This is a genomic window from Salmonella enterica subsp. arizonae (assembly GCF_008692845.1).
GTDB lineage: Bacteria > Pseudomonadota > Gammaproteobacteria > Enterobacterales > Enterobacteriaceae > Salmonella > Salmonella arizonae.
In genome coordinates, this window is record NZ_VXJW01000021.1 from 12,432 (window position 1) to 26,278 (window position 13,847).

Consider the following 13,847-nt stretch of genomic DNA (forward strand, 5'->3'; position numbering starts at 1 on the left):
AATGAAAGTTCGTGCTTCCGTCAAGAAATTATGCCGTAACTGCAAAATCGTTAAGCGTGATGGTGTCATCCGTGTGATTTGCAGTGCCGAGCCGAAGCATAAACAGCGCCAAGGCTGATTTTTTCGCATATTTTTCTTGCAAAGTTGGGTTGAGCTGGCTAGATTAGCCAGCCAATCTTTTGTATGTCTGTACGTTTCCATTTGAGTATCCTGAAAACGGGCTTTTCAGCATGGTACGTACATATTAAATAGTAGGAGTGCATAGTGGCCCGTATAGCAGGCATTAACATTCCTGATCAGAAACACGCCGTGATCGCGTTAACTTCGATCTACGGTATCGGCAAGACCCGTTCTAAAGCCATCCTGGCTGCAGCGGGTATCGCTGAAAATGTTAAGATCAGTGAGCTGTCTGAAGAACAAATCGACACGCTGCGTGACGAAGTTGCCAAATTTGTCGTTGAAGGTGATCTGCGCCGTGAAATCAGCATGAGCATCAAGCGCCTGATGGATCTTGGTTGCTATCGCGGTTTGCGTCATCGTCGTGGTCTCCCGGTTCGCGGTCAGCGTACCAAGACCAACGCTCGTACCCGTAAGGGTCCGCGCAAACCGATCAAGAAATAATCGGGGTGATTGAATAATGGCAAAGGCACCAATTCGCGCACGTAAACGTGTAAGAAAACAAGTCTCTGACGGCGTGGCTCATATCCATGCTTCTTTCAACAACACCATCGTGACTATTACCGATCGTCAGGGTAACGCGCTGGGTTGGGCAACAGCCGGTGGTTCCGGTTTCCGTGGTTCTCGCAAATCCACTCCGTTTGCAGCTCAGGTTGCAGCAGAGCGTTGCGCTGACGCCGTGAAAGAATACGGTATCAAGAATCTGGAAGTTATGGTTAAAGGTCCGGGTCCAGGCCGCGAATCTACTATTCGTGCACTGAACGCCGCTGGTTTCCGCATCACTAATATTACTGATGTGACTCCGATCCCTCATAACGGTTGTCGTCCGCCGAAAAAACGTCGCGTATAACGCTTCGTTTTCCAGGTTTGTTGGAGAAAGAAAATGGCAAGATATTTGGGTCCTAAGCTCAAGCTGAGCCGTCGTGAGGGCACCGACTTATTCCTTAAGTCTGGCGTTCGCGCGATCGATACCAAGTGTAAAATTGAACAAGCTCCTGGCCAGCATGGTGCGCGTAAGCCGCGTCTGTCTGACTATGGTGTGCAGTTGCGTGAAAAGCAAAAAGTTCGCCGCATTTACGGTGTGCTGGAGCGTCAGTTCCGTAACTACTACAAAGAAGCAGCACGTCTGAAAGGCAACACCGGTGAAAACCTGTTGGCTCTGCTGGAAGGTCGTCTGGACAACGTTGTATACCGTATGGGCTTCGGCGCCACTCGTGCAGAAGCACGTCAGCTGGTTAGTCATAAAGCAATTATGGTAAACGGTCGTGTTGTTAACATCGCTTCTTATCAGGTTAGTCCGAATGACGTTGTTAGCATTCGTGAGAAAGCGAAGAAGCAGTCTCGCGTGAAAGCCGCTCTGGAGCTGGCTGAGCAGCGTGAAAAGCCAACCTGGCTGGAAGTTGATGCTGGCAAGATGGAAGGTACGTACAAGCGTAAGCCTGAGCGTTCTGATCTGTCTGCGGACATTAACGAACACCTGATCGTCGAGCTTTACTCCAAGTAAAGCTTAGTACCAAAGAGAGGACACAATGCAGGGTTCTGTGACAGAGTTTCTAAAACCGCGCCTGGTAGATATCGAGCAAGTGAGTTCGACGCACGCCAAGGTGACCCTTGAGCCTTTAGAGCGTGGCTTCGGCCATACTCTGGGTAACGCACTGCGCCGTATTCTGCTCTCATCGATGCCGGGTTGCGCGGTGACCGAGGTTGAGATTGATGGTGTACTACATGAGTACAGCACCAAAGAAGGCGTTCAGGAAGACATCCTGGAAATCCTGCTCAACCTGAAAGGGCTGGCGGTGAGAGTTCAGGGTAAAGATGAAGTTATTCTTACCTTGAATAAATCTGGCATTGGCCCTGTGACTGCAGCCGATATCACCCATGATGGGGATGTCGAAATCGTCAAGCCGCAGCACGTGATCTGCCACCTGACCGATGAAAACGCGTCTATTAGTATGCGTATCAAAGTTCAGCGCGGTCGTGGTTATGTGCCGGCTTCTACCCGAATTCATTCGGAAGAAGATGAGCGCCCAATCGGCCGTCTGCTGGTCGACGCATGCTACAGCCCTGTAGAGCGTATTGCCTACAATGTTGAAGCAGCGCGTGTAGAACAGCGTACCGACCTGGACAAGCTGGTCATCGAAATGGAAACCAACGGCACAATCGATCCTGAAGAGGCGATTCGTCGTGCGGCAACCATCCTGGCTGAACAACTGGAAGCTTTCGTTGATTTACGTGATGTACGTCAGCCGGAAGTGAAAGAAGAGAAACCAGAATTCGATCCGATCCTGCTGCGCCCTGTTGACGATCTGGAATTGACTGTCCGCTCTGCTAACTGCCTTAAAGCAGAAGCTATCCACTATATCGGTGATCTGGTACAGCGTACCGAGGTTGAGCTTCTTAAGACGCCTAACTTGGGTAAAAAATCTCTTACTGAGATTAAAGACGTGCTGGCTTCCCGTGGGCTGTCTCTGGGTATGCGCCTGGAAAACTGGCCACCGGCAAGCATCGCTGACGAGTAACCGGATCACAGGTTAAGGTTTTACTGAGAAGGATAAGGTCATGCGCCATCGTAAGAGTGGTCGTCAACTGAACCGCAACAGCAGCCATCGCCAGGCTATGTTCCGCAATATGGCAGGTTCACTGGTTCGTCATGAAATCATCAAGACGACCCTGCCTAAAGCGAAAGAGCTGCGTCGCGTAGTTGAGCCGCTGATTACTCTTGCCAAGACTGATAGCGTAGCTAATCGTCGTCTGGCATTCGCCCGTACTCGTGATAACGAGATCGTGGCAAAACTGTTTAACGAGCTGGGCCCGCGTTTCGCGAGCCGCGCCGGTGGTTACACTCGTATTCTGAAGTGTGGCTTCCGTGCAGGCGACAATGCGCCGATGGCATACATCGAGCTGGTTGATCGCTCTGAATCGAAAGCAGAAGCTGCTGCAGAGTAATCTGTAGTAACGTAAAAAAACCCGCTTCGGCGGGTTTTTTTATACCCTCCTGGTCCCCAGACACCTACAATACTTGTACTCTTTTTGTTCAACCCCTGGAGCGTCATATGTGGTTACTTGACCAGTGGGCAGAGCGTCATATCATTGAGGCGCAGCGTAAAGGCGAGTTTGATAATCTGCAAGGCCGCGGCGAGCCGCTTATTCTGGATGATGACTCTCATGTGCCGGCGGAACTTCGTGCGGGTTATCGCTTACTCAAGAATGCGGGCTGTCTTCCCCCTGAACTGGAGCAGCGCAGAGACGCTATTCAGTTATTTGATATCCTCAACAGTATCCGGGAAGATGACCCTCGATACCATCAGGTTAGTCGCCAGCTCTCGCTGCTTGAACTAAAACTTCGGCAGGCTGGGTTGAGTACCGACTTTTTACACGGTGAGTATGCAGAAAAACTGCTGCATAAAATCAACGATAATTAACGGAGCTTGTATGTATCGCATTGGTGAGCTGGCAAAGCTGGCAGACGTAACGCCTGATACCATTCGCTACTATGAAAAACAGCAGATGATGGATTATGAAGTACGTACCGAAGGCGGGTTTCGTCTATATACGGAAAACGATCTCCAGCGTCTCAAGTTTATTCGTTATGCGCGGCAGTTGGGTTTCACGCTTGAGTCGATCCGCGAACTTTTATCGATCCGAATTGATCCTGATAATCATACTTGTCAGGAGTCAAAAAGCATTGTGCAGGCGCGATTGCAGGAGGTTGAAGCAAAGATTGCCGAGCTGCAAACGATGCAGCGTTCGTTACAAAGGCTTAATGATGCTTGTTGCGGAACGGCCCACAGTAGTGTCTATTGTTCCATTCTGGAAGCCCTGGAGCAGGGGGCCAGTGGAGCGAAATCAGGATGTTGATTTATTGAACCTGCGGGATTACACTCGCGCCGTTAATTTATACAAGCTGGAGATATTATGAGTGGTTATCAGCATAAGAAAGGGCAGATAAAGGCTAATGCCATCGAGGCATTGCTACATGATCCTCTTTTCAGGCAACGCGTTGAAAAAAATAAGAAAGGCAAGGGAAGTTATCTGCGTAAAGGTAAACACGGTAATCGAGGGAACTGGGAGGCCAGTGGCAAGAAAGTAAGCGACTTTTTTACCACTGGCCTTCTGCTTATTAAGAACGGTTATTTTGCTCTTTCAGCAGATCGCGGATTTCGCCCAGTAACACTTCTTCTTTAGAAGGTGCAGGCGGGGCTGCCGGCTCTTCTGCTTTTTTACGGTTCAGCCTGTTGATAAGTTTAATGGCAACAAAAATAGCAAACGCCACAATTACAAAATCAAATACGTTCTGAATAAACACGCCGTAATGCATGACGACCGCCGGGATATCTCCCTGCGCTTCGCGTAGCGTAAAAGCAAATTGTTTAAAGTCGATCCCGCCAATTAACAATCCCAACGGCGGCATAATGATATCGGCGACCAGTGAAGAAACAATCTTCCCGAATGCCGCGCCAATAATGACCCCCACTGCCAAATCCACAACATTCCCGCGCATCGCAAATTCGCGAAACTCTTTAATAAAACTCATTTTTTATTCTCCCTATGCAGCTGACGTTTATAAGTTTAACAAATGCTAAGGCATTTTCCATTTACGGCTTCTTTTTAGCGAAATAAATTAGACCTTGATAAATAAAGGGAATTAAAAAGGGCGCTGAATGAGCGCCCCTTAAATTAGAGGAAGAAAGGACTTGGCTGGAACAGACGTTCGACGTCGGTAATAAACTTTTTATCGGTCAAAAACATAATGACGTGATCGCCTTGTTCAATGCGCAAATTGTCATTAGCAATCATGACATCATTACCGCGAACGACCGCGCCAATAATGGTGCCTGGCGGCAGTTTAATTTCGTCAATGACGCGGCCAACCACGCGGGAAGTGCTTTCATCGCCGTGCGCGACGGCTTCGATGGCTTCGGCAACCCCGCGACGTAATGAGGAAACGCCGACGATATCCGCTTTACGCACATGGCTCAGTAATGCAGAGATGGTGGCCTGCTGCGGAGAAATCGCAATATCTATAACGCTACCCTGCACAAGATCGACATAAGCTCGACGCTGAATCAGCACCATGACTTTTTTAGCGCCCATCCGCTTAGCCAACATCGCGGACATGATATTGGCTTCGTCATCGTTAGTGACTGCAATAAAGAGATCAACCTGATCAATATGCTCTTCCGCCAGTAATTCTTGGTCGGAGGCGTCGCCAAAAAAGACAATCGTGTTTTGTAGCTTCTCAGCCAGTTCTGCGGCGCGTTGTTGATCGCGTTCGATCAATTTAACGCTATAGTCTTTTTCCAGACGTCTTGCCAGACCCGCGCCGATATTGCCGCCCCCAACCAGCATGATGCGTTTGTAGGGTTTTTCCAGACGCTGTAATTCGCTCATTACTGCACGGATATGCTGTGAAGCCGCAATAAAGAAGACTTCGTCCCCCGCTTCCACGATAGTCGAGCCCTGTGGGCGGATTGGTCTGTCATGACGGAAAATTGCGGCAACGCGGGTATCGATATGCGGCATATGTTCTCGCATCGTCGAGAGCGCGTTGCCAATTAGTGGACCACCATAATAGGCTTTTACTACTGCCAGACTAACTTTTCCTTCGGCAAAGTTTACAACCTGCAATGCTCCTGGATACTCGATTAGGCGATAAATATTATCGATAACCAGTTGCTCTGGCGCGATCAGATGATCAATCGGAACCGCTTCAGAATGAAAGAGCTTATCCGCATCGCGAACATAGTCCGGGGAACGAATGCGGGCGATACGGTTTGGAGTGTTGAATAGTGAATAGGCTACCTGACAGGCAACCATATTGGTTTCATCTGAACTGGTGACAGCGACCAACATATCCGCATCGTCAGCGCCTGCTTCGCGCAGTACGCGGGGATGCGATCCATGCCCCTGAACTACGCGTAGATCGAACTTATCCTGCAAACTACGTAACCGTTCGCCGTTGGTATCAACCACCGTGATATCGTTGTTTTCTCCGACCAGGTTTTCCGCCAGTGTTCCGCCAACTTGCCCTGCGCCCAGTATGATAATTTTCATCAGTCGTGGCCCGTTATCTCATCACTTTTTGATTAACTTAGCGTAAAAGAACCCGTCGCCTTCTTCGGCGCCCGGTAGATTTTGCTGTCCCGGCTGGTCTGGTGTTCCCGTTTCGCTGAGCGCGGCATCCGGAGTGCGTTGTAAAAAGGCGTTGATCTGAGCGCTATTTTCTTCCGGCAGTACGGAGCAGGTGGCGTAAACCAGCGTCCCGCCGGGCTTCAGGCGCGGCCAGACGGCATCAAGAATTTCCGCCTGCAATTTCGCAAGTTCTGCGATATCGCGATCGCGACGCAGCCATTTGATATCTGGATGACGGCGAATGACGCCGGTTGCGGAACAGGGCGCATCCAGCAGGATACGGTCAAACTGCTGCTCGTCGCACCATTGGGCGGGATAACGTCCATCCCCTTGTTTAACCGTCGCCTTCATCCCAAGGCGCTTCAGGTTGTCGTAAATGCGGGAGAGTCGCTGTTCATCAACATCAACCGCCAGCACGTCTGCTTCGGGAGCCGCTTCGAGAATATGCGTGGTTTTACCGCCGGGCGCGGCGCACAGGTCTAAAATGTGTTCACCGTTCTGGGGAGCGAGAAAAGCCACACATTTCTGCGCAGAGGCATCCTGGACAGTTACCCAACCCTCAGCAAAACCGGGTAAAGCATGTACCGGAGCTGGCGTTTCCAGACGTACAGAGTCGGGATAATCGGGATGGGGATATCCCTTCATGCCTGCGTCTTCAAGTAAGCCAAGCCAACCGTCGCGGGTGTGGTGTGTACGATTTACACGTAGCCACATAGGTGGACGCTGGTTATTCGCTTCAATAATGTGTTGCCACTGTGTGGGGTAAGCATTTTGCAAACGCTTTACCAGCCAACCTGGATGTAAAAAGCGTGCATCGCTGGTCGCAAACTCATTAAGCAACGTTTCCTGCTGGCGCTGAAACTGGCGCAGGACGCCGTTAATTAACCCTTTCAACTGCGGACGTTTGATGGAGACCGCGCCTTCAACGGTTTCAGCCAGCGCCGCATGGGGAGGAACGCGGGTGTACAGCAACTGATAAAAGCCGACCATAATTAAGTAATGCACAGTACGCTGCTTGCCGGTCATTGGACGAGACATCAGCTTATTGATCAGCCATTCCAGCTGTGAAAGGGTGCGCAGGACGCCAAAGCACAGCTCCTGAAGTAGCGCTTTGTCTTTATCGGCGACTTTTTGTTGCAGCGGCGGGAGCACATTACTTAATGATTGTCCCTGCTCGACGACCTGTTCAACGGCCTGTGCTGCCAGACTACGTAAATTGTTTTGTTTTTTCATATGTATAAAATAAAAATGCCCGGTAACACCGGGCTTATTAAGACGTGACCGTCAGGCAAGGCGGTTACCAGGAATAAACCATTCCCGGCGTGAATTTAACAGATCCTGGGCGCTCATCGCTTTTTTGCCGGCAGGCTGAAGCGAAAGCAAATTTAATATCCCCTTGCCTGTTGCAACCTGGATGCCCTGTTTCGTCGCTGCCAGAATGGTTCCCGGCGGCGATTGCGTGGCGCCCTCAATGACGGACGCCTGCCAGACTTTTACCGGCTGGCCGTCGATTTCCAGCCAGCTCATTGGCCACGGATTAAAGGCGCGAATGCAACGCTCCAGTTGTGCTGCGGAGAGAGACCAGTCAATACGCGCTTCTTCTTTACTGAGCTTTTCCGCATGAGTGACCAGTGCTTCATTCTGCGCTTCAGGCGTCGCTGTGCCGTCCGCCAGTTGTTTTAGTGTGGTAATTAACCCCTGCGGGCCAAGTTCAGCCAGCTTATTATACAGTGAGCCACTGGTATCTTCTGCGGTAATCGGGCACGCAAGTTTATACAGCATGTCGCCGGTATCCAGCCCTACATCCATCTGCATAATTGTGACGCCGGTTTCCGCATCGCCTGCCCAGAGTGAGCGCTGAATAGGCGCCGCGCCGCGCCAGCGTGGAAGCAGCGAACCGTGAACGTTGATACATCCGAGACGGGGCATATCCAGCACTGCCTTTGGGAGAATCAGACCATATGCTACGACAACCATGACGTCGGCATGTAAGTCAGCAACCAGATGCTGGTTTTCCTGAGGACGGAGCGACACGGGCTGGAAAACGGGCAGGCCTTTTTCTTCCGCCATCACTTTTACCGGGCTGGGCATCAACTTTTTGCCGCGACCTGCTGGACGATCGGGTTGGGTAAATACGCCGACAACGTTATGTCCAGAAGTTAACAGCGCGTCGAGATGACGCGCTGCAAAGTCAGGTGTACCCGCAAAAATAATACGTAGTGAATCTGACACGTTGGTTCTTGTCCTTTAAGCCCGGGCGTTCAGGCGGTCGAGTTTTTCTACTTTCTGACGAATACGTTGTTGCTTCAGCGGCGACAAATAATCGATAAACAGTTTACCGACCAGGTGATCCATCTCATGCTGAATGCAGATTGCCAGCAAACCATCCGCTTCAAGCTCAAACGGGTTGCCGTCGCGATCCAGCGCGCGGATTTTCACTTTCTCGGCGCGCGGCACTAAAGCGCGCTGTTCCGGAATCGACAGACAGCCTTCTTCTATACCCGTTTCGCCACTTTTCTCCAGCAATTCCGGGTTAATGAGTACCAGGCGCTCGTTGCGGTTTTCCGAAACGTCAATTACGATGATCCGCTGGTGGATATCGACCTGCGTTGCGGCCAGACCGATACCTTCTTCCGCGTACATCGTCTCAAACATATCATCGACGATGCGCTGAATTTCTGCATTCACTTCTTCAACCGGCTTTGCGACTTTGCGAAGACGCTCGTCCGGAATATGTAACACTTGCAAAACTGACATAATTACCCAGAGTTGTGTTCAGGAGTTGAAAAGATTATTACCTCTATTCTAGACAAATCCCCACCTGATTGACAGCATCAGTGACCAATCGCAGAGATTGATCAGACTGTTTATGGCAGGGGAGGGAAAGGATGACCCGTACCGAAATTTGGTTACGTTTAATGTACGTCGGCGACCTTTATGGCGAGGCGATGTTGAACATGGCGAATTCGCTTATTTGCCAGCCGCAGATAAATCGCGCGCACCTTCAGGACGCCGGTCTTACCGCGCGGCAAGCCGAACGTTTTTTACAGCTTCCGGTAAGCGTGCTTGAAGAGACGTTACGCTGGCTTGAGCTACCGCAGCACCATTTTCTTTGTGCGGATAGTGAGATTTATCCTCCCCAACTGCGTGCTATTGACGATTATCCCGGCGCTATTTTTATTGACGGCGATCCCGCCTGTCTTCATACCTGCCAGCTTGCCGTCGTAGGGAGCCGGACGCACTCCTGGTATGGACAACGCTGGGGGCGTCTGCTCTGCGAGAGCCTTGCGCAAAGCGGTTTGACAATAACCAGTGGCCTTGCCCGGGGAATTGATGGCGTTGCACACAACGCCGCGTTGAGCATTGGCGGAAAAAGTGTAGCGGTGTTAGGGAATGGCTTAGCAAAGATTTACCCGCGCCGACATGCCACGTTGGCTGAAAACTTGATTGCCGCCGGTGGCGCAGTAGTCTCGGAGTTTCTACTTTCCACGCCTCCGCTGCCGCAAAATTTTCCCCGCAGAAACCGCATCATCAGCGGATTGAGCAAAGGTGTGCTGGTAGTTGAGGCGGCGTTACACAGCGGTTCGTTGGTGACGGCGCGCTGCGCGCTTGAACAGGGACGGGACGTTTTTGCGTTGCCTGGTCCCATTGGTAGTCCGGGAAGCGAAGGTACGCACTGGTTAATTAAACAGGGGGCTACGCTTGTGACGACGCCAGAGGATATTCTGGAGAATTTGCAATACGGCTTATACTGGTTGCCAACGACAGAGGAAAATTCACTTTATTCATTAAATCAGGATGAGGTGGCATTGCCATTTCCTGAGCTCCTGGCTAACGTAGGAGATGAGGTAACACCTGTTGACGTCGTCGCTGAACGTGCCGGCCAACCTGTGCCAGCGGTAGTGGCTCAGCTACTCGAACTGGAGTTAGCAGGATGGATCGCAGCTGTACCCGGCGGCTATGTCCGATTAAGGAGGGCAAGCCATGTTCGACGTACTAATGTATTTGTTTGAAACATACATCCATAACGAAGCCGAGCTGCGCGTAGACCAGGACAGACTGGAGCGAGATCTTACCGACGCTGGGTTTGATCGTGAAGACATCTATAATGCGCTACTGTGGCTGGAAAAACTCGCTGACTATCAGGATGGCCTCGCAGAACCCATGCAACTTGCTTCCGACCCTCTTTCAATGCGTATTTATACGGTTGAAGAGTGTGTAAGGCTTGATGCCTGTTGCCGGGGGTTCCTGCTATTCCTGGAGCAGATTCAGGTGCTAAACCTCGAAACACGAGAAATGGTGATTGAGCGTGTGCTGGCGCTGGATACCGCAGAGTTCGACCTGGAAGACCTGAAATGGGTTATTTTGATGGTGTTATTCAATATTCCGGGCTGTGAAAATGCTTACCAGCAAATGGAAGAATTACTCTTTGAGGTAAATGAAGGTATGCTGCATTAATAAGTGTTAATGCTGCATGAGTGAATATGGCTAAATTAGCACTGTTTTCGGTGCGTAAAAATGAGCCCTGCCCGCAGTGCGGGGCTGAACTGGTAATTCGTTCCGGGAAACATGGTCCGTTTCTCGGCTGTGCTCGCTATCCGGAATGTGAGTATGTTCGTCCGCTGAAATCGTCTGCTGACGGACATATTGTCAAAGTTCTGGAGGGTAAACTTTGTCCCAATTGTGGCGCAGCGCTAGTGTTGCGGCAGGGACGATTTGGCATGTTTATCGGATGTAGCGAGTATCCGGCTTGCGAGCATACCGAACTCATTGATAAACCTGATGAAACTGCAATCGTTTGTCCGCAATGTCAAAAAGGCCATCTGGTCCAGCGTCGCTCTCGTTATGGCAAAACCTTTCATTCCTGCGATCGCTATCCGGAGTGCCAGTTTGCCATTAACTACAAACCTATAGCCGGAGAGTGTCCGGAGTGCCATTATCCGCTACTCATCGAAAAGAAAACCGCGCAGGGCGTGAAGCGCTTTTGCGCCAGTAAACAATGTGGAAAGCCGGTTCCGGCGGAACAAACAAGTGAACAATAACCTGCCAACAGGATCTATCGCCGCGGCGGTAGATCTCCTTAATAAAGAAAATGTCATCGCTTATCCAACAGAAGCCGTTTTCGGCGTCGGATGCGATCCCGATAGTGAAACAGCCGTTACGCGTCTGTTGGAACTAAAACAACGGCCTGTCGATAAAGGGCTAATTTTGATTGCCGCCAGTTTTGAGCAGTTAAAACCTTATATTGATGACAGCATACTTACCACCGCACAGCGTAAAGCGGTATTTGATTGCTGGCCCGGGCCGGTAACGTTTGTTTTTCCTGCGCCAGCGACAACGCCGCGTTGGCTGACGGGACGTTTTGATTCCCTGGCCGTCCGCGTGACAGACCACCCGCTGGTGGTGGCGTTATGCAATGCGTATGGCAAACCGTTGGTTTCCACCAGCGCCAACCTGAGCGGATTACCGCCATGTCGTACCGTTGAAGAGGTGCGTGCGCAATTTGGCGATGATTTTCCGATGGTTGAAGGCGCAACGGGCGGACGTTTAAATCCTTCGGAAATTCGCGATGCCCTGACGGGCGAACTGTTTCGACAAGGGTAATATGATGGAAACCTATGCTGTTTTTGGAAACCCGATTGCACACAGCAAATCGCCATTTATTCATCAGCAATTTGCTCAGCAGTTGAATATTGTGCACCCTTATGGTCGCGTACTGGCTCCCATTAATGATTTCATTAATACGCTTAACGCCTTTTTTGCTGCAGGTGGGAAAGGCGCGAACGTTACAGTGCCTTTTAAAGAGGAGGCATTTGCGCGATCGGATGAGTTAACGGAGCGAGCATCGCTGGCGGGAGCGGTCAATACATTAAAACGGCTGGAGGACGGTCGTTTGCTTGGCGACAATACTGACGGTATCGGTTTATTAAGCGATCTCAAACGTTTAAATTTTATCCGCCCAGGATGGCGTATTTTGCTGATTGGCGCGGGCGGCGCATCCCGGGGCGTGCTGTTACCTCTGCTTTCTTTGGATTGCGCGGTCACTATCACTAACCGTACAGCTTCACGTGCCGAAGCGTTGGCGAAAATCTTTGCTCATACCGGCAGCGTTCATGCCATGGATATGGACAAGCTGGATGGCTGTGAGTTTGACCTGATTATTAATGCGACCTCCAGCGGCATACGGGGCGAAATCCCGGCGATTCCGGCGTCACTTATTCACCCCTCCCTCTGTTGCTATGACATGTTCTATCAAAAAGGGAATACGCCATTTCTCTCCTGGTGTGTACAACAGGGCGCAAAACGTTACGCAGATGGGCTGGGAATGCTGGTGGGGCAGGCTGCACACGCCGTTTTGCTTTGGCACGGTGTATTACCGCAGGTCGAGCCAGTGATTAAGCTGCTACAGCAGGAATTATTAGCGTGAACCAGGCCATACAATTCCCTGACCGCGAAGAATGGGATACTGCCGCCAACGCTATCATCTTTCCCGCCCTGGTCAATGGGATGCAACTCACGTGTGCAATAAAAAAAGATGTACTGGCGTATCGCTTTGGTGGAGAAACAGCGGAGCAATGGCTGGCCATTTTTCGTGAGTATCGCTGGGACCTGGAAGAAGAGGCTGAAGCATTAATCCTGGCCCAGCAGGAAGACGATCACGGTTGGATATGGTTATCCTGAGAAAGATATTCGTCTTTCCATTTTACATAGTTATTGGCGGAGTACTGCAGGCCCAATCTCTCAGCATCGCTCAGGGGGCGGATCTGTTTTACCGGACTGCCAAGATATAAATAGCCACTTTCCAGCCGTTTATGCTGTGGCACCAGACTTCCCGCGCCAATCATTACGTCATCTTCTATTATCGCGCCATCCAGCACAATGGAGCCCATGCCTACCAGTACGCGGTTACCGATGGTACAGCCGTGCAGCATAACTTTATGGCCAACGGTAACATCTTCGCCAATGATTAATGGGTTGCCGTGTGGATTGGATGGAGACTTGTGGGTTACGTGAAGAACGCTGCCATCCTGAATGTTCGTACGAGCCCCTATCGCAACGTAATTCACATCGCCGCGAATCACCACAAGCGGCCAGATCCCGACATCATCCGCCAGACGGACATCGCCAATAACCACGCTGCTGGTATCGATCATCACGCGCTGACCGATTTCAGGAAAAAGATCCTTATAAGGACGTAATGTGTCAGACATGTCTACCTCATCATAAATGAATAGTCATGAAGACTTTGGTTGCTTTAACGGCGTTGTGCAAGGGGAGATAGCATCAAAAAATCGCCACTTTGCGCAGGAATGGAGCGAAAGGGATGAAAAATCAACAAACAGAAAAAAAGATCCAAAAAACGCTTGTACAAAAAAATGGGATCCCTATAATGCGCCTCCATCGACACGGCGGCTGTGAATCACTTCACACAAACAGCCGGTCGGTTGAAGAGAAAAATCCTGAAATTCAGGGTTGACTCTGAAAGAGGAAAGCGTAATATACGCCACCTCGCGACGGTGAGCTGAAAGCCGCGTCGC

Annotated in this window: 20 protein-coding genes and 1 pseudogene; 15 read left to right on the plus strand and 6 right to left on the minus strand. The window is 50.7% G+C overall.

The annotated features are described in order from the left end of the window. Position 1: 1 nt before the first annotated feature. The 9 genes and pseudogenes from rpmJ to F4V61_RS21490 all read left to right on the plus strand — a co-directional run. Positions 2-118: a 50S ribosomal protein L36 gene (gene rpmJ, locus F4V61_RS21450; protein WP_000868187.1), complete on the plus strand. Its 117-nt coding sequence runs from the start codon at positions 2-4 to the stop codon at positions 116-118. 146 nt (positions 119-264) lie between these two features. Continuing rightward, complete coding sequence (gene rpsM, locus F4V61_RS21455; RefSeq protein ID WP_000090776.1) at positions 265-621, plus strand: 30S ribosomal protein S13; 357 nt, start codon at positions 265-267, stop codon at positions 619-621. Between the two features lie 16 nt (positions 622-637). Beyond that, entirely contained in the window at positions 638-1,027 is a 390-nt protein-coding gene (rpsK, locus tag F4V61_RS21460) for a 30S ribosomal protein S11 (protein WP_001029684.1), read from the plus strand. A gap of 33 nt (positions 1,028-1,060) precedes the next feature. Next, a complete protein-coding gene (gene rpsD / locus F4V61_RS21465; RefSeq protein ID WP_000135226.1) occupies positions 1,061-1,681 on the plus strand; it encodes a 30S ribosomal protein S4 in 621 nt (206 codons plus the stop codon). 25 nt (positions 1,682-1,706) lie between these two features. After that, positions 1,707-2,696 carry a DNA-directed RNA polymerase subunit alpha gene (locus F4V61_RS21470; RefSeq protein WP_001162094.1) on the plus strand — a complete coding sequence of 330 codons (990 nt, stop codon included), beginning with the start codon at positions 1,707-1,709 and terminating at the stop codon, positions 2,694-2,696. Positions 2,697-2,736: 40 nt separating this feature from the next. Continuing rightward, positions 2,737-3,123, plus strand: coding sequence for a 50S ribosomal protein L17 (gene rplQ, locus F4V61_RS21475; RefSeq protein WP_001216372.1), 387 nt, complete (start codon positions 2,737-2,739; stop codon positions 3,121-3,123). 107 nt (positions 3,124-3,230) lie between these two features. Further along, entirely contained in the window at positions 3,231-3,599 is a 369-nt protein-coding gene (locus F4V61_RS21480; protein WP_058819770.1) for a DUF1992 domain-containing protein, read from the plus strand. Positions 3,600-3,609: 10 nt separating this feature from the next. Next, positions 3,610-4,035: a Zn(2+)-responsive transcriptional regulator gene (gene zntR / locus F4V61_RS21485; protein WP_000285591.1), complete on the plus strand. Its 426-nt coding sequence runs from the start codon at positions 3,610-3,612 to the stop codon at positions 4,033-4,035. 57 nt (positions 4,036-4,092) lie between these two features. Beyond that, positions 4,093-4,296, plus strand: a pseudogene (locus tag F4V61_RS21490) (alternative ribosome-rescue factor A); the annotation flags it as partial. Between the two features lies 1 nt (position 4,297). Here the strand turns inward: F4V61_RS21490 and mscL are convergent. The 5 genes from mscL to def form a co-directional block, all read right to left on the minus strand. After that, positions 4,298-4,711 (minus strand): large-conductance mechanosensitive channel protein MscL, encoded by a 414-nt coding sequence (gene mscL / locus F4V61_RS21495; RefSeq protein ID WP_000008119.1) that lies wholly within the window; start codon positions 4,709-4,711, stop codon positions 4,298-4,300. A gap of 143 nt (positions 4,712-4,854) precedes the next feature. Beyond that, complete coding sequence (gene trkA / locus F4V61_RS21500; RefSeq protein ID WP_000691374.1) at positions 4,855-6,231, minus strand: Trk system potassium transporter TrkA; 1,377 nt, start codon at positions 6,229-6,231, stop codon at positions 4,855-4,857. Between the two features lie 21 nt (positions 6,232-6,252). Next, a complete protein-coding gene (gene rsmB, locus F4V61_RS21505; RefSeq protein ID WP_079782347.1) occupies positions 6,253-7,542 on the minus strand; it encodes a 16S rRNA (cytosine(967)-C(5))-methyltransferase RsmB in 1,290 nt (429 codons plus the stop codon). Between the two features lie 51 nt (positions 7,543-7,593). Then, positions 7,594-8,541, minus strand: coding sequence for a methionyl-tRNA formyltransferase (fmt, locus tag F4V61_RS21510; RefSeq protein WP_038397509.1), 948 nt, complete (start codon positions 8,539-8,541; stop codon positions 7,594-7,596). A 15-nt stretch (positions 8,542-8,556) separates the two neighbouring features. Next, the gene (gene def / locus F4V61_RS21515) at positions 8,557-9,066 is read right to left on the minus strand and encodes a peptide deformylase (protein WP_000114995.1); all 510 of its coding nucleotides are present in this window, start codon (positions 9,064-9,066) and stop codon (positions 8,557-8,559) included. 131 nt (positions 9,067-9,197) lie between these two features. Between def and dprA the strand changes: the two genes are divergently transcribed. Genes dprA through F4V61_RS21545 form a run of 6 tightly spaced genes read left to right on the plus strand, consistent with a single transcriptional unit; the run spans position 9,198 to position 12,990 of the window. Further along, positions 9,198-10,322, plus strand: coding sequence for a DNA-protecting protein DprA (gene dprA / locus F4V61_RS21520; RefSeq protein WP_000198664.1), 1,125 nt, complete (start codon positions 9,198-9,200; stop codon positions 10,320-10,322). After that, positions 10,294-10,767, plus strand: a complete 474-nt coding sequence (smg, locus tag F4V61_RS21525) for a DUF494 family protein Smg (RefSeq protein WP_024132108.1) — start codon at positions 10,294-10,296, stop codon at positions 10,765-10,767. Before dprA ends, smg begins: the two co-directional genes overlap by 29 nt. A gap of 26 nt (positions 10,768-10,793) precedes the next feature. Next, positions 10,794-11,351, plus strand: a complete 558-nt coding sequence (locus F4V61_RS21530; RefSeq protein WP_001086025.1) for a DNA topoisomerase family protein — start codon at positions 10,794-10,796, stop codon at positions 11,349-11,351. After that, positions 11,341-11,913 carry an L-threonylcarbamoyladenylate synthase type 1 TsaC gene (gene tsaC / locus F4V61_RS21535; protein ID WP_038397510.1) on the plus strand — a complete coding sequence of 191 codons (573 nt, stop codon included), beginning with the start codon at positions 11,341-11,343 and terminating at the stop codon, positions 11,911-11,913. The genes F4V61_RS21530 and tsaC overlap by 11 nt, the downstream gene beginning before the upstream one ends. A gap of 4 nt (positions 11,914-11,917) precedes the next feature. Then, the gene (aroE, locus tag F4V61_RS21540; RefSeq protein WP_079835532.1) at positions 11,918-12,736 is read left to right on the plus strand and encodes a shikimate dehydrogenase; all 819 of its coding nucleotides are present in this window, start codon (positions 11,918-11,920) and stop codon (positions 12,734-12,736) included. Further along, positions 12,733-12,990 carry a DUF1488 domain-containing protein gene (locus tag F4V61_RS21545; RefSeq protein WP_001070569.1) on the plus strand — a complete coding sequence of 86 codons (258 nt, stop codon included), beginning with the start codon at positions 12,733-12,735 and terminating at the stop codon, positions 12,988-12,990. The genes aroE and F4V61_RS21545 overlap by 4 nt, the downstream gene beginning before the upstream one ends. Here the strand turns inward: F4V61_RS21545 and F4V61_RS21550 are convergent. Further along, complete coding sequence (locus F4V61_RS21550; RefSeq protein WP_001285634.1) at positions 12,966-13,520, minus strand: gamma carbonic anhydrase family protein; 555 nt, start codon at positions 13,518-13,520, stop codon at positions 12,966-12,968. The two genes, F4V61_RS21545 and F4V61_RS21550, sit on opposite strands and share 25 nt — an antisense overlap. Positions 13,521-13,847 lie beyond the last annotated feature (327 nt).